The following is a 21,304-nucleotide window of genomic DNA, read 5'->3' on the forward strand; positions in this document are numbered from 1 at the left end:
CCGGCGTATCGGAACGGGAGAGGTGACGAACCGGGGTGAGTACCCAGGGATATCAGCAAACGGCGAGCAGATTGCATGCGTTCAATCGCTACGAGATCAAATACTTCGTCGACGAGCTGAAGGTTCCAGAGCTGCGCGAAGAACTCTCCGCCCGCATGGACTCCGATCCGTACTCGCCCGTCGGCGGGTACCCGGTGACGTCGTTGTACTACGACACCCCGGATCTGCGGTTCTACTGGGAGAAGATCGAGGGACTGAAGTTCCGGCGCAAACTGCGGATGCGTCTATACGGGGATCCGGCACAGTGCACCGACACCACCGAAGTGCATGTCGAGATCAAGCAACGCGTCAACAGGGTCACCCAGAAACGCCGGATCTCGATGCCGTACGGCGCCGCACTGCGATGGTTGAACGAGCGCGAAGACATCGAGTGCGACCCCGCACAACGACCATTTGTCAACGAGGTCACCACGTTGATCGGCAATCTCGACCTGCGGCCGATCGTCACCACCGGATACCTGCGTGAAGCATTCGTCGGCAACGACGCAGACCTCGGGCTCCGAGTGACGATCGACCACAAGGTCCACGGCCGTGACCGCGATTTCGACTTCGCCTGCGCTTCGGAAAACAAGTTCACCATTCCACCCAAACTGGCGGTCGTGGAACTCAAGGCGAACGAACGTGTGCCCTACTGGGCCACCGATCTCACCGCCCGGCTGAACATGTCAGTCATCCGCGTGTCGAAGTACTGCCAATCCATCGAAGCATTCGGGATGGCTCCGCGATCCCAGATGGGTGCAGCAGAACTTGTTGTGCCACAAGAATCCAAGAGCTGTGCGAGTATGACCGATTTGAGGAAGAGTTTGTGAATATCGATCTGCAAGATCTCAGTGGAACGTTCAACACGTTTGACATCATCTGCTCATTGGCGTTGTCGTTTGTGCTGTCGGCGACGGTGGCCTGGGTCTACCGCTACACCCACAAGAACGTCTCGTACAGCCAGTCATTTGTGCAGACACTGGTGATGTGCGGCATGATCATCGCCCTCATCATGCTGGTTGTCGGCTCCAACATCGCGCGCGCATTCGCTCTGGTCGGAGCACTGTCGGTGGTCCGATTCCGCAACGCCGTCAAGGAAACCCGAGACGTGGGATTCATTTTCCTTGTGATGGCGATCGGTATGTGCACCGGAACCCGATTCTACCTTCTCGCCATCGCGGCAACCGTGGCGATCTGCCTCGTGCTCGTGATCATGTACAAGTTCAACTGGTACAAGCTCGACGTCCAGCGCCAGGTGGTCAAGGTCCAGGTTCCGCCGGAGCAGGAGTACGCGAAACTGATCGAAGACGTGATGATCAGCTATTGCCTCGAATTCGAGTTGGTGTCAACGGAATCCACCAGAGCCGGCGCCCTCAATGAGCTGTACTACACCGCGCGCTTGAAGAAGGGGAAGCAGCCGGCCGAGCTCATCGCCGCACTGAGGGACGTCAACTCCGGCCAACGAGTCACCGTTCTGACCGGATACGACCAGACGGATATCTGATGGCCGACGATCCGGATCTGGCGGTCCCTGAGCCCGGTCAGACCAAAAAGAGGCTGCGCCACCATATTCCGGTCAGCTGGCGCCAGCACTGGCAGATCGTGGCGATCTTCGTGGTCTTCGTGGTCGTGATGGCAACGGTGTTCGGCACCACCCGGATCCGTCCGTACATCACCGGCGATCAAGCGGTCATTGCTTCGGAGATCACCGAGAACATCACCGGCACAGTCGATCTGTTCGACGACTCGGTGGACCACGAGGTGTCCATCGACATCACCGACGCCGAGTATCAGGACATGATCACCGCGTACCGCGATGACGGCGAGAAGAAGTGGATCAATGCGACGGTGACGATCGACGGCACCGTGGTCTCGGATGCCTCGGTACGCCTCAAGGGCAACTCCACATTGATGGGTCTACGTGTAGACGGCGACCGGCAGGGCCCCGGCGGCGAGGGTGCCGAAGCTCCCCCTGGCATGGAACTTCCCGAAGGCTTCGAGCCACCGGAAGGCATGGAACTTCCCGAGGGCATGCAGCCACCTGCCGATGGGCAACCGGGCGGCGGCATGGGCGGCATGATGGGCGGCGCCATGGGTTCCGTCAGCGCAGATGATCCCAGCTCACTTCCGCTGCTGATCAGTTTCGACGAGAACGCCAAAGGCCGTGCCTACCAGGGTCTCACGGAGATCTCCGTACGTCCGGGATCACCCGTCATCAACGAGGCGATGGCCCTGTCACTGACCGCAGAGACCGGACAGGCATCGCAGCGTTACGCCTACAGTGTCTACCGCATCAACGGCAGTGAGACGTCTACGCGGCTGCTGCTCGAACATCCTGCCTCCGCTTACGCCGACACCCTCTTCGACTCCCCCGGCTATCTGTACAAGGCCGACGCGAACTCGAAGATGGCGTACGTCGACGATGACCAGGCCTCGTACACCAGCCAGTTCAAGTTGCTCAACGCATCGGGAACCGGTGACGTACAGCCGATCATCAACTTTCTGCGATGGCTCGATGGTGCCGACGACAAAGAGTTCGACGAGCACCTCGGTGACTGGGTGGACGTCGATTCGTTTGCGCGGTACGTGGCCACCCAGAACCTGCTGGTCAACTCGGACGACATGAGCGGGCCGGGCCAGAACTACTACCTCTGGTACGACCTGGAAACCGAGAAGATCACGGTTGTCGCGTGGGACCTCAACCTGGCCATGAACGGTCAGACCACCGCAGGTCCCGACGACACCGTGTCAATGGGTGGCGGCGGTGGCGCGGGCGCCCGACCGGGAGCAACCGCGACGGACGGGCAGATGCAGCAACGCCCCGCCAACACCGGCATCCGGCAGGCAGCGCCTGCGGGCCAGGACAACACCCGACCCGACACCAGAGGTCAGATCGGTCCCGGTGGTGGAGGTATGGGCGGCGGCAACCCGCTCAAGACCCGGTTCCTCGCCTCGGATGCGTTCACCGAGGTCTATGAGTCCGCGTACTGGGATCTGTACGACCTGATCTATGGCAGTGGGCTGGCCGAGGATCAACTCGACGCCCTGGCGGAGTCCATTCCCACCAGCGACGGATTGACCGCGCAGGATCTGACGGCCGGCATCGACAGCATGCGGACCTGGATCACGGCCCGGAACGACAGCTTGGCTGCGCTCAGATGATTCCGACTTCGCGTTCGCACAGTGGGGCGGAAGGAGCCACCTCAGGGCAGGGACCAGAACACCACCGTGACCAGGTAGAAGACCACCACCCACAATGCCGTCACGGCGGCGACTATGCCCCAGCCCCACGAATTGGTCCACCGGGCAGTGCGTTCCGGCCGCGGCCAGAGCCATACCTTCAGCAGTTTGTTCACGTAATAGGGCATTGTGAAATAGCTCATCAGGAAGCTCGAGATGAGGTTGCCGATCAGCAGCCCGAGCCACAACGGCATCTCGAGCGGTGACAACGCCAGCGACAAGAGCACCACTGTCGGATACAGACCCACCCACACCGCGATGGAGGTCTTGAACCCCGACGGCGGCGGCGCCTCAATCCCCTTGTCGTCAAAGGCAAACCAGCTGCCGAAGGAATTGTCGATGGTCCGCAGTTCGAAATCACTGAACCGCTCACCCTCCGCCAACAACTCGCGGCGCTCGGGGGAGGTCAGCCAGGCATCGAGGTCTGCGGCGTTGTCGTAGCGGTACAGCGCGGTCCATTCGTCCTGCAGGCCTTCGATCGGCCGGAACAACTCGGATCCACGGAACCCGTCGAACTTCGTCTCGGCTTCCTTCAGACGGCCCTGCCAGGCCAAGAAGTCGTCCACCAGTTCAGGTTTGACCCGATGGGTCACGACAACCGTCACCAACGGGTCCGCGGCCTGGGCGCCACCGCTGATCACCTGTTGGGTGGCGGGCCCGTCGACGTGGTCGCGTCCGCGATCTGAGAGTTCCTGGCGGGTCGCACTGTTGATCCAGGCCTGCAGATTGGCGACAGAGTCGAAGCGGTAGATGACCACCCAATCCGGCTGAACGTCGGTGGGCTGGGAAACTTCGGCTGCGACGAACCCCGGATAGAGCGAGGCTGCGGCATTCATACTGTCCTGCCAGATCGAGTACGCCGTTTCAGCTCCGGGCCGTACCTTCTGGCCGATGATGACCGTCGCGACGGTGTTGATCGTTTCGGCGCTCATCGCCATCTCCTATTGGGTTTGTCGAACACGGATCAGGCCGGCGCGACATTTGTTCGGGAAGCACCGAGACGGTGGAAGATCCGGTCCGGGGTGAGCGGAAGCTCTCGGTACCGGACGCCGGTCGCGTCGTAGACAGCATTGGCCAGCGCCGGAGCCACCGGGTTGATGCAGCACTCCGCCATACCCTTGGACCGCATCGGGCCAACCGAGTCGTGTGACTCCACCAAGATCACCTCGGTACGCGGCACATCGGCAAACGTGGGGATGCGGTAGTTGCGCAGGTTCGGGTTCATCATCGTGCCGGTCTCGTCGACGTGGTAATCCTCGGTGAGCACAAATCCGAGCCCTTGTGCCACACCGCCTTCCACCTGACCGCGAACCTGGGCCGGGTTGATCACCACGCCCGGATCAGCCGCCTGCACGCTGTACAGGATGCGGATCTCGCCGGTGATCCGGTGAACTGCAACCCGGAATCCGTGGGTGTTCGACGTGACGCTTCGCGGTGATCCGTACGCCTTTCGGGCCTCGGTGAACTTGATCCCGCGGCGCGCTCCGGCCGCGACGATCTCGGCAAGCGTCAGTCGGGTGCCACCACAGAGAACGCCGTCGTCGTCCATCGAGCAGTTGGCGAGCGGTTCACCGGCGTGCGATGCCGCGAATGCCAGGATCCGGTCCCGAAGTGCATTGGATGCGTTCAGCACTGCGTTGCCTGCGACAAAGAGGCCGGCACTGGCGAATGCGCCGGTGTCGAAACCGGTGCGGTCCGTGTCAGATTGGACGAGTCGTACCCGTGAGGGTGTGGTGCCCAACTGGTTTGCGCAGATCTGGACGTGCGCGGTCGAGGTACCCTCACCGAACTCGACCGTTCCGACGGCCAACTCATAGACCAGGTCGTCGCCCAGGGTCGCCCACGCCTCCGAGATGTGTTCGGTCGGCGGCGCGGTCTCATGGACCGAGCTCGCGGTGCCGACCCCGATCAGCCAATCATCACCGAGCGATACACCATTGTTGTTGCGCGCCAGCGCCGCATCGACCAGATCGATACATTCACCAAGGCCGTCTTCACTGAACATCACATCGTCGGGACCATCTTCGAACGCGATGAGGGCATCGCCCGGACGGATGATGTTGCGGCGCCGCACGTCCATCGGATCCATGTCCAACAGGACCGCCAGCTCGTTCATCGCGGATTCGACAGCGAAAGCCGGTTGAGTCATCCCGTACCCGCGCAGCGCACCACTGGGCACCGTGTTGGTGTAGACCGAATAGGCATCGTATTTCTTGTTGGCGCAACGGTATAGCATCACCGCGGCGCTGCCCGCGAACAACGTCTCACCACCGTGGTTGCCGTATGCACCGGTGTTCGAGACGTTGCGGACCTGGAATGCGGTGAGCGTCCCATCCGCCTTGGCACCGAGTTTGACCGTCAGCTTCATCGGGTGGCGCGGGGAGGCCGTGGTGAACTCTTCGGTCCTGGTGTATTCCAGCGAGACCGGCGCACCGGTGTCCATCGTCGCCAATGACACCAGGTCCTCGGCGATCACCTCCTGTTTGCCACCGAAGCCGCCACCGACCCGTTTGCAGAACACGCGCAGCTGGTCAGGGCGCAGATCGAACAGGTGGGCAAGCTTGACCTTGGCGATGGACGGTGATTGCGAACTCGTGCGGACATTCAGACGCCCCTCCTCCATCCACGCAATCGATCCGTGGGTCTCCAGATGTGCGTGCTGCACCCGGGGCGAGGTGTACGTCCCCTCGTGGATCACATCGGCCGCGGCGAACCCGGCCTCGACATCACCGACGTGCCCGTGGATCTCGAGCAGGATGTTGTGTTCCGGGTCCTGAACGAAGGGGTCGGACGAATCGTGCAGCGCCGGCGCACCCGGCGACATCGCGTCCTCGGGATCGAAAACCGCAGGCAGCAGATCGTATTCGACCACCACCTGACGGCAACCCTCCTCGGCCGCGCCGATGGACTCGGCGAGTACGGCCACCACCCGTTGCCCCACAAACCGGACAACGTTGTCGAGGATGTAGGTGTCATCCGGATCGACGAGGTGGTCGGTGTGGATGGCGGTGGTGAACAGTTTTCGGGGGACGTCCTCCCACGTGTACACCCGGTGCACGCCGGGCACGGCAAGGGCCGCGGTCTTGTCGATGGACACGATCCGGGCATGAGCGTGGGGCGAATGGAGCACCTTGAGATGCAGCATTCCCTCCATCGCGACATCCATCGTGTATTCGGCGCGGCCGGTGACGATGTCCACGGTCGCCGGTGCCCCCACGCTGGTTCCGACGGCCTGGCCCGGCTTTGCTTCCTCGATCTCCGAGACGCCGTTGACGGCGTCTTCGATCGCCCGATAACCCGTGCAGCGGCAGAGGTTTCCCTTCAGGGCTCGCGGCAGATCCTGTTTCTGTGCATCGGTGAACGTCGCTGCCGTCATGATCATGCCCGCCGTACAGAAGCCGCACTGAAAACCCGGTGCCGCACAGAAGTTCTTCTGCATCGGATGGAGGTCTTCGGGAGTGCCAAGGCCCTCGATGGTGGTGACCTCGCGGCCGTCGGCCCGGAATGCCGGTGTTATGCAGCTGTGGATCGGATTGCCGTCGAGCCAGACGGTGCAGGCACCGCAGTCACCGCCGTCGCAACCTTTCTTTACTCCATGATGCCCCAGATCGCGCATGAAAGTACGTAGGCACTGACCCGGGTCTGGCTGTTGCTCAAAGGGTTTGCCGTTCACCGTGTACGTCATGCCACACCGCCTGCCAGTTCGATCCGGATCTCTTCGGCGAAGTGGTTCGCCAGGTGTCGCCGATGATCGGGCTTCCCGTTCGGGTCGTCGAACCAGAGCTCGCTCGGCAGCGCATCGATGGCGGCGCGCAAGGCGACGGCGTCGGGGAGCGTGTCGAACGCCAGCCGGACCGGCCTGGTGGTTCCGGCGGTGATGGTCAGCAGCAGATCTGTGGTGCCCGGTGTCTGGGTCCCGACCATGAAGATCGTGGATCGGCCCATCTTGGTCAGGGTGAACCGGCGGACGGCATACCGTTTACGCAACGCCTGCGCCGGAATCGCGATGCGGCGCAGAATCTCGCCGGATGCCAGTACGTTCTCATGGTTTCCGGTGACGAACTCGGCCGCATCGACCGTCCGCTCACTGCCGTCGGCTGCCCACAGGGTGTAGGCGGCCTCCAGCGCAACGGTCATCGTGATCATCGGGCCTGCCGGCAGGGACATGACGATGTTGCCGCCGACTGTTGCCGCGTTCCAGACCTTGAACGACGACAAGAACGCTTCACAGCTGGTGGCCAGCAGCGGGCCGGCCACCCAACCATCCGGGGGCACAAAGGCATACAGATCGCGAATCGTGCACGTGGCGCCGATCTGCAGGCCGTCGGCATCGGACACGAACGGCTCCCAGCCCAACGAGGTGAGATCAACAAGCCGACGCAGATGTGGCTGATCGTCGGAGAACAACCACGTGCCACCGGCAAGCCAGGCATCGCCTGCGCGCCAGATCTCCCCAGGTCGCTGCGGTGGGCGCCGGACAACGTCGGTGACAGTGTTGATGTCCATGTAAGGACTCCCTCTGGGCAGGCGATGCGCAGGGATGCCTTTGCGCCGGTGCAAATGTACGCGACCAGCAACTCCGATGTGCACCAAAGAACATTTCCGACGGCTTGTGGATCATCAAGTGCCCGTTACGGATACGCGGGTTTTGTCGCCTGACGTCGTCCCAGCTCATCCGTTCGCACTACACGCGTTCCACAGGCCTTCGAGAAAACGATCCGAATCACGGGCTGACGTCGCGGCTTGACTTAAAGCACGCTTGAACTCGTAGCGTCATCGTATGACTGAATCGAATCCACCTATGGACACCACCCGGCCGACTCTGCACCGAGCCGACGACAGCGACGGGGTCGCTGCTGCGGTTGCACTTCTGGCAGATCGGCTACAAAGCGCATCGAATGCCGATCAATACGACTCGCTGTTCGCCTCAGATGTGCTCTGGGGAAGCCCGAAGGGCCAGGTACTCCAGGGATACTCACTTCTCAACACGATTCATCGGTCCATGATGGACGGCAAGGTCGCCGCAGTACCGACGTCCGAGTTTCAGGTGGTTCAGAGCATTTCCCCTGCACCCGGGGTGGTGGTGACACACATCCGGAGGCAGGCGTTGTCCGCGGGTGAAGAGCCCGACGCCACCGGATTTTCGGAGATGGCCATGTATGTACTGGTGAACAAGGACGACCAGTGGTGGCTCGCGGCCGGCCAGAACACCCCTGTCAGCGATGTACTTCCGAACCAGTAGATCGATACCCGGAAACCTCTTTCATATCCACCGGAACATTCGGCGCGTTCGGACTCTCCTATCAACAACACCGCAAGCGAGACCATCGCGAGCACCCCCACCAACAAGGAGAATCCGATGTCCGACAACAGCATGCCCGAGATCAGCGAAGATGCCACCGTCCTGGAGGTCTTCGACGTCGACAACGACGGCGTGACCGAATCCGCCCTCGTGGACGTCGACGGCGATGGCGTCGGCGACGTCATGGTGCAGGACTACGACCAGGACGGCACCGCAGAGACCCTTGCCTTCGACACCGACGGCGACCAGCACGTCGAAACCGCGGTCTCCGACTCCGACCAGGACGGAATCGCCGACACCGTGTTCCTCGACGAGAACGCCGACGGCGAACACGACATCGCATTCGTCGACGACGACCAGGACGGCGAGGTGGACAGCGCCTACGTCCACGAAACCGGCACCGACGAGTGGACCGAAATCGATCCCGACAGCGTCGAGACCCCCGACACGAGCGCCCTCTGAGCCGGCGACAACCAGCATCAAAGGAACCCCATGTCTGATTCCACCCGAGCGGATTCGCCGCAGACCTCACCCCAGAGCAACGGTCCGGCCGCCGAGTATCCGCAGGACGATCCGCAGATCGTCGGATACGCAGACTTCGACGGTGACGGTTATAAAGAATCTGCGCTCGTCGACACCGACGGCGACGGGATCGACGACACGATCGTCCAGGATTTCACCGGTGATGGGATCGTCGACACCATCGCCCACGACATCGACGGCGACGGGTTCAGCGAGACCAGCGCATCCGACCTCGACCAGGACGGAACCGTCGACACCTACTACACCGATGTCGACGAAGACGGCGTGCACGATCTCGCGGTCTCCGATCTCGACCAGAACGGCATACCGGACGGCTTCACCATCCTGTAGCAGGCACTGCCTCAACCGTCATCTGGCAGTACGACATTCACCCACCGGACAATCGGCTGCCGCCAACGCGTAGATGCCTTACGTTGGCGGTGGCCGACTCCGATGGCCAACTCACTTCGAAAGGAACCGCCCCGATGTCGAACCAATGGTGGCTGGCAATCGACTTCGGTACGTCCAATACCGCCGCGGCCGGATATGAACCCGGTTCAGGTGCGCCCGCGGTGGTGCCGCTCTCCCACAACAGCGACATCATGTCGTCGTCGGTATACGCGGATTCGTACCGCAATGTGCTGGTCGGCGAAGCCGCCGTCAACCAGGCCTCAGGCAATCCCGCCGCGTTCATCACACACCCCAAACGGCACATCAATGCCGGCACGGTTCCGGTCGGCAATCTTGATCTACCACTGGAGAACCTCATCGCCGCCGTGCTGAATTCGGCCATGAATCGGGCGGTGGAACGCCGCGGCGGGACCCGGCCCAGCCGATTGATCCTCACGCACCCCGTGGCCTGGTCACCCGAGGAGATCGATGTCCTGACCCGCGCGGCCGAGTTGATCGGATTCGACCGTTCTGCGGTCACCCTGATCTCCGAACCTCGCGCCGCGATCGCGCACTACACCCGGGCCATCCCTGCAGGAGAAGCCGCGGGCAAGACGATTGCGGTGCTCGACTACGGGGGCGGCACATGCGATGTCGCCGTCGTCGAGATCGGCGATGCGACGTCCACACCCGGTTCGATCGACCTGATCGCGCACGACGGCAGCAACGGCCTCGGCGGCAAGAACCTCGACGCCATGATCCGGCGGTGGGTCGACAAACAGCTCACCTCACGCGCACCCGAACTCCTGGAGTACCTGCGGACCGAGGCAAACCTGTCGACCAAACGCGCCGTCGACGACAACATCCGACGCGCCAAGGAGCTGCTGTCGGAATCGCCGCGCGCGGTCATCAACATCAGCGCAGGCGGCCGCGAGGCCATCCTCGAGCTGACGCGCGGTGAGTTCGAACAGCTCATCGCCGCCAACGTCGACTCGGTTGTCGACCTCACCCGGCGGACACTGGCTCGCGCAGGCGCCGGCGGTGACGTCCAGATCTATCTGACGGGCGGCTCCTCACGGGTGCCACTGGTCCAGCAGCGTCTCGGTGAACTCGGCACGGTGGCAACACTCGACAACCCGAAGACCGTGGTCGCACTCGGCGCGCTCGAAGCTCTCGTCGCCGAGTCGGATCCCGCCGGTTCCGCGGCCGCACCGTTCCCGGCGCCACCGATCGTCGGTGTTGCTTTGTCCAAACCCGCAACCCCGGAAACGACGTCCGGTCCACCGGCGCCACCTGCGGGTCCACCGCCACCGAGTGCACCGGGTTGGAGCACACCGAGTTGGGGCTCGCCCGAGGCACCGGCACCGGGTGGCGGATATGTGCCAACCGCGCAATACAGCACGAATGCCCAATACGGTTCGGACCCCCAGTACAGCTCGGACCCCCCGTACGGTTCGAACCCCCCGCCGGGTTATGCCGCCGCCTACGGCCCGCCGCCAGAGCAGCCGGGCCCCAACCCGAACCGCAAGCGCAATCTCACGATCGGTGCGATCGCAGCGGTTGTTGTTGTGCTGGTCGCTGCCATTCTCGGAGTGGCCATCGCCAGTTCCGGCGGGGACAACGACCCCAAGGCCGGGCCGGTGAGTTCGTCGACCACATCGACGTCGACCTCCACCACGACCAAAACCTCCACCACCACCAAACGCCCAGAACCCACGACGAACCCATCGGCAACACCTGGCGCCCTCGACGCAGACGACCAGGGTCTGGTCGACGCCAACCCGGATCTGTTCGACGCCGACACCTGCCAGGCGATGGACCGTCCGGACTATGCCATTGCCGCGATCATCTGTGCGCCGGCCAGTGGCGTACTCACCGAAGGCACCACGGGCGCCCCACCGAGTGCCATCGCCCTGTTCGACGCAGGCACCTCGGACATCAAGACCATCGCCGACGCCGCGTATGCCGAGAGCAACACCTCCGAGTTGTTCACCCAGACAATCGACGGCGACCCGGTGTACGCCTACTTCGACACCTTCGACGACAACACCGTCGCGTACATCATCTACTCGGAAGTCAACGGGACCATCACGTGGTGGGTCACGGACAGCACCGATCAGGAAGCATTCGCCGCATGGTTGCGCTCGGCCCAGATCTGCCTGTGCTGAACTGATTTCGTTCGGCGGGCTCACCGATGGAGTTTCGGTCGATCCAGCTATCCGCCACGGATATCACGACGATGGTTCCACAGCCAGAGCGTGTGCATGACCGAATCCTGCTAGCGTTTCGAAAGGCACATCGGGCCGACCCGCGGGTCCCGAGCCGGACCAGCTGCGAAAGGCGTTGTGGCCCATGCCCGAGAAACCGCTCTTCGCCTGGAGCGGCACCACGGCTGCCCTTGGCGCGGTGGCCGCCTTGCCCGCTGTTGTGGTCGCGTTCTCGGACCTCGCCGCGGCCGCGGCACTCGGCGTGGGTGTTTTGCCCGCCGCCGTGGTCGGGATCCCACCACGACGCAGGCAACGCGTCGTTCTGCTGATCTCCGGGCTGCTCATCGGCGTACCGATGATGGCCGGTTCACTGGTGGCCCCGTACCCGGCGGTGGCGGTCCCGGTGATCTTCGGCCTCGCGCTGGGCGCGGTGCTCCTGGCCGGTGTCGCCCGGTTCGCCCGGCTCGGGCTACTGCTGATGACACTGGCGGTACCGATGGTCGGCGTCGGCCTCAGTTACGACAGCATCGGTGAATCAGGAAGACTGACAGCGCTTTTCCTCGCCGGTTCCGCCTATGTCTGGCTGGTCTGCCTGGTGCTGCCAGAGCGGGAACCCGAGGCCCGGGACGCTCCACCCGAGGGGCCGGGGATGGCGTACGGACTGCGATTGGGTGCAGCCGGAGCGGTCGCGGCCGCGATCGGTTTTGCGCTCGACTTCGACCATGTCGGATGGGCCTGCGCCGCAGCGCTGATGGTGATGCGTCCGGCCCGGGGCGTTCAGATCTCCCGCATGGTCGGACGCCTGGCGTCGGTGATCACCGGCGGCGCACTGGCCGTACTGCTGATCGAAACCTCGCCACCCACGGTCGTTTACGCCGTCGCCTTCGCACTGGCGCTCACACTGGCGGCTGCCACCGCGGGCTCGAGGTTCTACATCCTGCCCGCGTTCACGACATTCTTTGTGATCATGCTGCTGGGATACTCCAATCCCGACAGCGCACCTTCCCGGATGTTCGAACGGATCGGCGAAACCGCACTCGGCGTGGCGATCGCGCTGTTCTTCGGGATCATGCTGCCGGCATTGATGATTCGGGCACCCGAGCGCAACCGATCACGCGATCCCGATTGATGGCTGGGGCATGTTCGTCTCGATCCGGCCCAAGATCCCGGCCCTGGTGAACTCCTTGGCCACCCGAACCGCGTCCAGCACGTCCGCACCCTTGGCGAGTTCGGCCGTGATCGCGGCAGCGAATGTGCAGCCGGCACCGGCAACTCGCTGCTCCCCGATCTTCGGGGCCCGGAACTCCGTGAAATCGACACCGTCGTAGACGATGTCGACAGCATCGGTGCCCGGCAGATCCATTCCGCCCTTGACCACGACGTATCGGGGTCCGAGGTCGGCGATACGCCGAGCTGCCTCTTTGAGGTCCTCCACACTCTCGATGCTCTCCATCCCGGCAAGGGTGCGCGCCTCGAAGAGATTCGGTGTGACCACCGTGGCCAGGGGGAGGATCTCGCTGCGAAGACCGTTGTCCGTGTCGAGGGCAGCGCCCGGTTCTTGCCCTTTGCAGATCAGGACCGGATCGACCACGATGTGCCGCCAGGTCTGCTTCGCGAGCGCGTCGGCGACCACGGCGATCGTCTGCGGCGTACCGAGCATGCCGATCTTCACCACATCGAGATCGTGCGCACTGGTGGCGGCTTCGATCTGATCGGCGATGACCTCGGGATCCACCGCGACGAAGCGATGCGCCCAGCCGGACTTCGGGTCGAACGAGACGATGCACGTGATGGTCCCGACGCCGTACGTCCCGAGTTGCCGGAAGGTACGCAGATCAGCCTGCAGCCCGGCACCGCCGGTGGCCTCCGACCCCGCGATCACGTACGAAATATGCGGCGCCGTTCCGTCAGCTTCTGGACGCATGGGGTCATCTCCTTGTTCTTGGTACGGGGACCATTGTCCCAGCTGCCCCAACTCGCGATGACTCCGCCGTCAACGGGCGGTCACACGTCGCAATCCGTAGACCGCCGCGCCACACGCCAGAACCACAAGCCCGGCAATCATCGACGCGGCCGGTAGTGAGGCCGCCAGGACAACACATCCAACCAGGCCGAGCACGGGTACCACCCGCGGCGGCCTGCCTTCGTCCTCCCGCAGAGTTGCCGCGGAGAGGTTGGCGATCGCGTAGTAGATCAAGACCGCGAACGACGAAAACCCGATCGCCTCACGTAGATCCGCGGTCGCGGCCAGGACGGCCACCACCAGCCCGATCACCAGTTCGGCGCGGTACGGCACACCCGTCGACGCGTGGACCGCGGCCAGCGGATGCGGTAGGTGTCGATCACGGGCCATCGCCATGCTCGTCCGCGAAACACCGAGCAGAACCGCGAGCATCGACCCGAGGGCAGCCACTACCGCTCCGACCCGGACCACCGGTTCGAGCCCTGGGGCACCGGCTGCCGCCACCGCGTCGACCAGCGGCGCGGCCGACCCGGCCATGATATCGGCGCCCAGAACACTGAGCACCGCCACCGCGACCACCAGATAGACGAGCAAGGTGATCCCCAGCGCCAGCGGGATCGCCCGCGGAATGGTCCGGGCGGGATCGCGCACCTCCTCGCCGAGCGTGGCGATCCGGGCGTATCCCGCGAACGCGAAGAACAGCAGGCCGGCAGCCTGGAGAACACCGGTGACGGTGATATCGGTGAACGGGTCGAGCCGATCGGCTTGCGAGGCCTCCGATGACAGGGCGGTGACCACCACGGCCGCCAGAACAGCCAGAACCACCGCCACGATCAGCCGCGTGACCAGCGCCGACTTCGTCACACCCAGACAATTCACGGCGGTCAGGAGCACGACGGCCGCGACCGCGACGGCATGGGCGTACTGCGGCCACAGATAGAGCCCGACCGTCAGCGCCATGGCGGCACACGATGCGGTCTTCCCGACCACGAAACCCCAGCCCGCCAGGTAACCCCAGAAAGCGCCGAGTCTTTCGCGGCCGTAGACGTACGTCCCACCCGACACCGGGTAGAGGGCGGCGAGCCGTGCCGACGATGTCGCATTGCAGTAGGCGACGACCGCGGCGATCGCCAAACCGATGAGCAGCCCGGATCCTGCCGCCGCGGCGGCCGGTGCCAATGCGGCGAAAATACCGGCGCCGATCATCGATCCGAGCCCGATTGCCACGGCGTCGAATACGCCAAGTCTGCGATGGAGTTGCCCGGCGGCGGCCGGACCTGGTTCGCTCACGCGCCCAGTATCCCCGGCTGGGCCGAAACCCGCCCGATAGGCACAGGCCCGAGGGAGCATTGCCCTCGGGAATTCACATCACGGGGATGGAGTTGGGGCGAATCCTGCGGCAAGGGCGCTCAACGCATCCTCGACCGGTAGTCCCAAGACGGTTTCGCCGCCCTTGAGCAGGTAATCGACAAGGGCCACACCGGCCAGCGCGTGCGCGCCGTGTTCCGGGCTGAAGAACACTGCACCGTTCTGGAACCGCTGCACCGCACCGGTTCCCGTGACAGTGGGTTCGACCGGTCCGAGGGCTGCGCCGAGTAGTCCTGCGGGACCGCCCAATTCGGAAAACTTCGTCCCGATGGCGGCCTCTGCCAATGCCAGCAACTGACCGAGCAGTTCGTCGGTGCCGGTGGAGGAGTCAGGGGTTCCCGGTGTGCCCGGGGTTGTCGGAAGCGTCGGGATGCCGGGTATCGCCGGTGCGGCCGGAGCGGTGCCGACACCCGAGGGCGGTGCGATGATCGCAGGCGGGTTCGCCTGACCCTGCACGGAGAAGAACGACGACTTCAGTTGAAGTCTGGTGCGAACCTCCTGCGCGGGAACGTCGACGGAGCCTGCGGTACCGCTGATCCGGATGGTGGCGGCCCGGCCGGACTCTGCGCCCATGCCGTAGGCCTCGATCACGTCGAAGCCGGTCAGGGATCCGACGCCGAATTCGTCTGCGATGCTCGCCGAACTGACCGAGGCGGTCCATTCGTGGTGCGGTGAGATCGCGTCACCCTCGTCGATCACGGCCGGGAAGTCACGTCCGTCGGTTGCGCCGCCGGTGGAGGAGGAGAATTCGGTGAACGCCGGTTTTCCGTCCTTGAGCAGGATCTCTCCGGCGGTGGCGTCGACCGCGATGTTGGAGCGGGGGTCTTCGGCGTCGAATCCGCCGTAGACCTGAGAGTTCATGGTGTCGTCGATCGGTTTGCTGATGTCCATCGAGGCCAGTGCATAGGTACGGGCGGCGACGGCCTGCGCCTTGAGCGCCTCGGCACCACCCTCATCGGCCCAGGCCACGATGCTCTCCTCGGGCACAACACCTTTGACGTAGTCATCGAGCGGAACCACGTTGATCACGTTGTCGCCGTCAAAACCGAGCGAGCCACGGAAGGTCTGATCGGAGCCACACATCCGGAGCAGTTCCGGTAGCGGGCGTCCCGGGCCCGGGGTGATCGGTGAGACCAGGGACCGTGGAAGTTCAACGGATTGAACCACTGGACCGCCGCAGCCGGTGGTGATGGCGGCGGTGGAACCCGACAGACTCACGGCCTGCCCAGGTGCCACCGCCACATCACCAACCCTCATTCCGGCGTCCGCGAAGACATTGACCGACGACTCGCCTGTGAGAATTACCGAGACGTCGACGTTGTCCACCTTCCCCGCGGTGGTGCCGCCGTAATAGTGACCCAAGATCTGAGTCGAGGTCCAACCCTGTTTGGCATAACCAAACGCGCCCCACTGGCCCATGCCGCGGCCGTGCCCGTTTCCGTGCCCGATCAGCGTCACCTCGCCACCGACCGCAAGCGAAACATCTGCTTCGACAACCCGCGGAACCACCCATCCGGCGGCTCCGACGGCAATCAACAGGGCCACCCCGGCCACTGCAGGCCGCCGCAACCGGGCACCGTACGCAGCCCGGCCCCCAATGGGTCGAGTGGTGTACAGGCCTGGGATACGCGGCATGGCTGTCCCTTCACAACAGTTCCGCCCACTGCGGCTTCACACACACGCATGAGCACGCAATGTGACTAGTGGGACTGAAGTGACAGTAGTTGCTATTTCCGAGCCACAAAAGTCACAGGACATAACAACAGCATCACGAGTTTCACGCCACGCCGGGCGAGGTCGTGGACTTCGGGCCTTACAAAAGACACGATTTGCCGGTCTAACAAGTCGAAGGGGAAGTCGACGTTGCGCAGGACGCCCGCTTTGGCGTGCCCTCACACGTCGGTGATGACCAGCTCGACCAGTGCGACAAACAAGGAGAACTACGTGCGCTATCGCCGCCCCAAACCCTCGATCGTCCTGGGCACTGTTGCCGCCGTCGTCGTCGCAAGCCCGGTCGCCATCCTGGTCGGGGGCAGTGCACCGAACCTCGCTGTTGATCCCAGTGATGCGCCAACCGCCCAGTCAATCACCCCGACGACCATCAACCAGGTCAGCCTGAACGACGTCCCGACGCTTGTTCTCAACCTGGTGAAGTCAGGTCTGGCAGATGTGGGTGTGACACTCCCTCCGATCGACATCTCCGGGATCGACCTACCCGACATCCCGCTGGAGATCCCGAGCGGTTTGATCCCGAGCGACCTCCTCCCGTCGACCACCGCCCCCGCCACCACCGTCCCGGAGTCCACGGTTCCGGGGACAACCACTCCTTCTGGCGGCGCACCGGCCGAACCCGCCGCACCCGAGGGTGCACTGGTCAAAGAGATCAGCCAGGACACCCCCTTCTCGATGGTCGGACTGACCTGGGACGGACTGGCCGACACCACCGCGTACATCCGCGCCAAGGCACCCGATGGGTCGTGGGGCCCGTGGCTCTCGGCCGACAAGATCGACGGCGTCAGCGACAAGGACCCGAACAAGCAAGGCACCGAACCGGTTTGGATCGGCAAGGCGAACGTCATCCAGATCGCCGTCACCAACGGCGGCGTTGCCGTTCCGGGCAGCTCGCCTGCCGACCCCGCTGCCGGAACCCAATCGTCGACGACCTCCACGTTCACCACACCTCCGGTACCGCAGCGCACCGACACCTCGATCCCGACATCGACAGTCGCTCCCGGCGAGATCGCGCCCCGCGTGTTCACGCCCAAGGACCAGCCGTTGCTGACCACCACCGGTGCACCCCAACAGGATCTGATGCAGGCCCTGTCATCGATCAGTGCCGCACTGATCTCGCCCGGGACGAGCGCGCCTGCCGCAGAAGGTCAAGCACCTGTCGCAGAGGTCATACCTCCTGCCGCACCGGCACTTCCCGGTGTCCCGCAGGTGATCTCCCGCGCCCAGTGGGGTGCCGATGAATCGCTGCGCTGCTCGGAGCCGACATACGACGCCACGTTGGCGGACACGGTCGTTCACCACACGGCCGGCTCGAACGACTACACCCCAGAGCAGTCCGCCGAGATCGTCCGCGGCATCTACGCCTACCACGCGCAGACGCTGGGCTGGTGCGACATCGGATACAACGTGCTCGTCGACAAGTACGGCCAGACCTTCGAGGGCACGGCCGGTGGACTCGACAAAAACGTCCAGGGCGTCCACACCGGCGGGTTCAACGAGGACACCATGGGCCTGGCGATGATGGGCAACCTCAACGAGGTCCAGCCGAGCGCCGAGATGATCAACGCGGCCGGAACCTTCCTCGGATGGAAGCTGCGGCTCGCCGGACTCGATCCGAATGGACAGAGTTCGCTGGTCTCCATCGGATTCCCGGGTGGCCTGTACGCCGCCGGTGAGACGGCAACGGTGTCGATGATCAGTGGTCACCGCGACTTCTACAGCACCGATTGCCCCGGCCAGTTCGGCTACGACGCACTGCCGCAGATCCGCGCGATCGCCGCGGGCAACGGCCAGTTGCCGACCGCCAATCCGCAGGTCCTGTCCACCACCGACACCGGCGCCATCGCCCAGCAGTGGATGGCAACCGGCGGTCCCTCCGGCGAGCTCGGCAACGCGACAACCGTCGAGCAGACCACCCCTGACGGCACCGCCAAGTACGTCGACTTCGAGAACGGCAAGATCTACTGGTCCGAGGCCACCGGCGCACAGGTGATCCAGGGCGCGATCGAGACGGCCTGGGCGGCACTGGGATTCGAGACCGGATCCCTGGGCCTGCCGACGTCGGGCGAAACCTCCGGACCGCAGGGCATCAGCCAGTCGTTCCAGGGCGGAACGTTGATCTTCAACCTGATCACCGGCATCGTCGAGGTGCTGCGCATCTACATCGACGAGTTCAACAACAGCTACAACCAGCAGCGCGACCTGGCGACGACCGCACCGCCTGCCTGACCCTGAAAATCCGCGCCATCTGCCTTCATGCGCGCCGGTTGCAACCGGCGCGTACGCAGGCAGGTGGTGCGGATTTCTTTTAGGTCAGAACCAGCGGGCCAGAACCTGGCCAACGCCGCCGACGTTGTTGTCGGGAGCGATCTCGTCGGCCGCGTCGATGGCGGCCTGATGTCCGTCGGCCATTGCGAAGCCTCGTGTCGCCCAACGCAACATCTCGATGTCGTTGGGCATGTCACCAAAAGCCACCGATGCGTCGACCGGCAGACCACGTAGGCGGGCGAGCACCTGAAGGCCACTGGCCTTGCTGACCCCGGGCGCCGCGAGTTCGATCAAGCCGTTGTCGGTGGAGTACGTGACGTCTGCGAGATCGCCGACGACCGCGGCCATCCGGCGGGCCATCTCATCGCTGGTCATCTCCGGACGGCGCACCAGCAGCTTCACCGCTTCCTGCGACAGCACATCGGCTTCACTCATCTCGATGTGATCCGGGTTGAGCCAGGCGTGCTGGTAACCCGACGTCGCCACGAACGGTGGGGTCGCGGCGTCGTGGGCGCTCTTGCCGACCCTCTCCACCGCCAGTCCGCATCCGGGGATCTGTTGGTACGCAAAATCGGCCAGCTTCTCGAGCACGGATGCACCGAGGGTTTGCGAGTGCAGGATGCGGTCGGTCGCGACGTCATAGACGATCGCGCCGTTGGCGCACACCGCATACGGTTCGACGTCGAGTTGGTCGGTGATCTCGGCGATCCATCGGGGCGGACGTCCGGTGGCGATCACGAAGGTGGCACCGGCGGCGGTCGCCTTGTTGATCATCGTGCGCACCAATTCGGGCACCAGGTTGTTGTCGTCGATGAGCGTGCCATCGACATCGCTGGCGATCAGTGTGGGCGGACCTACGAACTCCGGGGGCGGCATTTCATCCATTTTGCCTTTTCGCCAACCGCGCGGCAGCGTCGGCCATGTCCATCGCCTCGGCCTCCTCCAGCGTCGGGGCGCTCCCGCCGAGGCGGGCCGGAACCCAATACGCCCCGGCCGGGTGGTCGCCATACCGCTCCTGAACCTCGAGCAGCATGCCCTGCATGGTCTGCTTCAGCGTGGTGATCAGCGCGTCAGTGGTCGCGGTACCGACCACCGGCGGCGCAATCGGGTCCCCGAACGCGACGACGACCGGAATCCTGGTGCGTCCCAGATTGCGCGGACCGCCCTTGGTCGCGATGCGTTGGGCTCCCCAGACGATCACCGGCACGATCGGAGCCTGCGCATCGATCGACATCCGCGCCGCACCCGACTTGAATCCCTTGATCTCGAAACTCCGACTGATCGTCGCCTCGGGATAGACGCCGACCACTTCCCCACTGCGAAGGGTTTGCACCGCGATCTCGTAGGCCTGGGCGCCCGCGGATCGATCAACCGACACCGTCTTGGTGTGTTTGATCAGAAAACGCATGATGGCGATCTTCTCCATCTCCGACTTGATCATGAAGCGCACGCGCCTGCCGCAACGGTGAACACCCAGCGCAGCAGGCAGGAAGTCGAGATAGCCCGTGTGATTGATCGCCAACACCACCCCACCGCGGGCGGGCAGCTTGTCCAGGTCGACGAACTCGAGCTTCAATCCCTGCGCCCTGACCAGCGTCTTCGCGGTCATTTCGAGCGCCCGGAATACCGGTTCCATGGCGGACAGCCTAATTCAGCGTCGCGAAGGCGCGGTTCGATTTCCGCGACGTCGCGCACCTGACCTTCCGCGTGTCCAGCACCACAGCGTCATCCCCACCCGGGACTGCGGCGCGGCCAACATCAACTGTGCAAATATTGACGAGGTTCGGTTCAGGAGGAGCCGCCACGTTCATCTGACACACGGCACAAGGGGTTTCGATGGACTCGATCGACAAACAGTCGAATCACACTCGTGAAGACAACGATCTACCCGCCGGCACCGGACTGACCATCGCCGCCGACCGCCATGGCGGGCTGGTTGTACTGACCGTGCGCGGCAGTATCGACGTACTGACCGTCCCGCAGTTGTCCGACGCCGTCAGCGAAGCGATCAGTGGGGTCCCCACCGGACTCATCATCGACATCTCGGCCGTCGACTTCCTGTCGTCGGCAGGCATGACGGCACTGGTCACGGCGCACGAGAACATCGCACCGACCGGACGCCTGGCCGTGGTGGCCGACGGACCTGCCACTGCCCGGCCCATGCACCTGGTCGGGCTGGATCAGACCGTCACCATGTACGCCACGGTGGACGAAGCTGTCGCTCAATTGGGTGAAGAACGCCGCTCCGACCCCTACACCGCATAAAACCCAATC

Annotated in this window: 18 protein-coding genes; 10 read left to right on the forward strand and 8 right to left on the reverse strand. The window is 64.1% G+C overall.

The features are described from left to right. Positions 1-35 precede the first annotated feature (35 nt). The 3 genes from AC1D75_RS02165 to AC1D75_RS02175 are packed head-to-tail and all read left to right on the forward strand — an operon-like array spanning position 36 to position 3,201. Complete coding sequence (locus AC1D75_RS02165) at positions 36-869, forward strand: polyphosphate polymerase domain-containing protein (RefSeq protein ID WP_495513676.1); 834 nt, start codon at positions 36-38, stop codon at positions 867-869. Then, positions 866-1,543: a DUF4956 domain-containing protein gene (locus AC1D75_RS02170; protein WP_495513677.1), complete on the forward strand. Its 678-nt coding sequence runs from the start codon at positions 866-868 to the stop codon at positions 1,541-1,543. The genes AC1D75_RS02165 and AC1D75_RS02170 overlap by 4 nt, the downstream gene beginning before the upstream one ends. After that, the gene (locus AC1D75_RS02175) at positions 1,543-3,201 is read left to right on the forward strand and encodes a CotH kinase family protein (protein WP_495513678.1); all 1,659 of its coding nucleotides are present in this window, start codon (positions 1,543-1,545) and stop codon (positions 3,199-3,201) included. Before AC1D75_RS02170 ends, AC1D75_RS02175 begins: the two co-directional genes overlap by 1 nt. A gap of 41 nt (positions 3,202-3,242) precedes the next feature. Here the strand turns inward: AC1D75_RS02175 and AC1D75_RS02180 are convergent, their stop codons facing one another. The 3 genes from AC1D75_RS02180 to AC1D75_RS02190 are packed head-to-tail and all read right to left on the reverse strand — an operon-like array spanning position 3,243 to position 7,785. After that, positions 3,243-4,211, reverse strand: a complete 969-nt coding sequence (locus AC1D75_RS02180) for an antibiotic biosynthesis monooxygenase (protein WP_495513679.1) — start codon at positions 4,209-4,211, stop codon at positions 3,243-3,245. Between the two features lie 32 nt (positions 4,212-4,243). After that, on the reverse strand, positions 4,244-6,964 hold the full coding sequence (locus tag AC1D75_RS02185; RefSeq protein WP_495513680.1) for a molybdopterin-dependent oxidoreductase: 2,721 nt from the start codon (positions 6,962-6,964) through the stop codon (positions 4,244-4,246). Beyond that, complete coding sequence (locus AC1D75_RS02190; protein ID WP_495513681.1) at positions 6,961-7,785, reverse strand: FAD binding domain-containing protein; 825 nt, start codon at positions 7,783-7,785, stop codon at positions 6,961-6,963. Before AC1D75_RS02190 ends, AC1D75_RS02185 begins: the two co-directional genes overlap by 4 nt. Positions 7,786-8,059: 274 nt before the next feature. Here AC1D75_RS02190 and AC1D75_RS02195 point away from each other — a divergent pair, with 274 nt between their 5' ends. From AC1D75_RS02195 to AC1D75_RS02215, 5 genes are all read left to right on the forward strand, one after another. After that, complete coding sequence (locus AC1D75_RS02195; protein WP_495513682.1) at positions 8,060-8,521, forward strand: SgcJ/EcaC family oxidoreductase; 462 nt, start codon at positions 8,060-8,062, stop codon at positions 8,519-8,521. A 117-nt stretch (positions 8,522-8,638) separates the two neighbouring features. Then, complete coding sequence (locus AC1D75_RS02200) at positions 8,639-9,043, forward strand: hypothetical protein (RefSeq protein ID WP_495513683.1); 405 nt, start codon at positions 8,639-8,641, stop codon at positions 9,041-9,043. A gap of 30 nt (positions 9,044-9,073) precedes the next feature. Then, positions 9,074-9,454, forward strand: a complete 381-nt coding sequence (locus AC1D75_RS02205) for a hypothetical protein (RefSeq protein WP_495513684.1) — start codon at positions 9,074-9,076, stop codon at positions 9,452-9,454. Positions 9,455-9,588: 134 nt separating this feature from the next. Beyond that, positions 9,589-11,661 (forward strand): Hsp70 family protein, encoded by a 2,073-nt coding sequence (locus AC1D75_RS02210; protein WP_495513685.1) that lies wholly within the window; start codon positions 9,589-9,591, stop codon positions 11,659-11,661. 184 nt (positions 11,662-11,845) lie between these two features. After that, entirely contained in the window at positions 11,846-12,829 is a 984-nt protein-coding gene (locus AC1D75_RS02215) for an FUSC family protein (RefSeq protein ID WP_495513686.1), read from the forward strand. Here the strand turns inward: AC1D75_RS02215 and thiD are convergent. The 3 genes from thiD to AC1D75_RS02230 form a co-directional block, all read right to left on the reverse strand. Further along, positions 12,812-13,624 carry a bifunctional hydroxymethylpyrimidine kinase/phosphomethylpyrimidine kinase gene (gene thiD / locus AC1D75_RS02220; RefSeq protein ID WP_495513687.1) on the reverse strand — a complete coding sequence of 271 codons (813 nt, stop codon included), beginning with the start codon at positions 13,622-13,624 and terminating at the stop codon, positions 12,812-12,814. The two genes, AC1D75_RS02215 and thiD, sit on opposite strands and share 18 nt — an antisense overlap. A gap of 69 nt (positions 13,625-13,693) precedes the next feature. Beyond that, complete coding sequence (locus AC1D75_RS02225) at positions 13,694-14,953, reverse strand: APC family permease (protein ID WP_495513688.1); 1,260 nt, start codon at positions 14,951-14,953, stop codon at positions 13,694-13,696. Positions 14,954-15,031: 78 nt separating this feature from the next. Then, positions 15,032-16,666: a SpoIID/LytB domain-containing protein gene (locus AC1D75_RS02230; protein WP_495513689.1), complete on the reverse strand. Its 1,635-nt coding sequence runs from the start codon at positions 16,664-16,666 to the stop codon at positions 15,032-15,034. Positions 16,667-16,936: 270 nt separating this feature from the next. On the opposite strand from AC1D75_RS02230, the gene AC1D75_RS02235 reads away from it, so the two are divergent. After that, on the forward strand, positions 16,937-18,991 hold the full coding sequence (locus tag AC1D75_RS02235; RefSeq protein WP_495513690.1) for an N-acetylmuramoyl-L-alanine amidase: 2,055 nt from the start codon (positions 16,937-16,939) through the stop codon (positions 18,989-18,991). Positions 18,992-19,075: 84 nt separating this feature from the next. On the opposite strand, the gene AC1D75_RS02240 is transcribed toward AC1D75_RS02235, so the two are convergent. Further along, positions 19,076-19,906: an HAD family hydrolase gene (locus tag AC1D75_RS02240; protein ID WP_495513691.1), complete on the reverse strand. Its 831-nt coding sequence runs from the start codon at positions 19,904-19,906 to the stop codon at positions 19,076-19,078. A gap of 1 nt (position 19,907) precedes the next feature. Next, positions 19,908-20,666 carry a lysophospholipid acyltransferase family protein gene (locus tag AC1D75_RS02245; protein WP_495513692.1) on the reverse strand — a complete coding sequence of 253 codons (759 nt, stop codon included), beginning with the start codon at positions 20,664-20,666 and terminating at the stop codon, positions 19,908-19,910. A gap of 200 nt (positions 20,667-20,866) precedes the next feature. On the opposite strand from AC1D75_RS02245, the gene AC1D75_RS02250 reads away from it, so the two are divergent. Further along, complete coding sequence (locus AC1D75_RS02250; RefSeq protein ID WP_495513693.1) at positions 20,867-21,295, forward strand: STAS domain-containing protein; 429 nt, start codon at positions 20,867-20,869, stop codon at positions 21,293-21,295. Positions 21,296-21,304 lie beyond the last annotated feature (9 nt).

This window comes from Williamsia sp. Y712, from assembly GCF_059445525.1.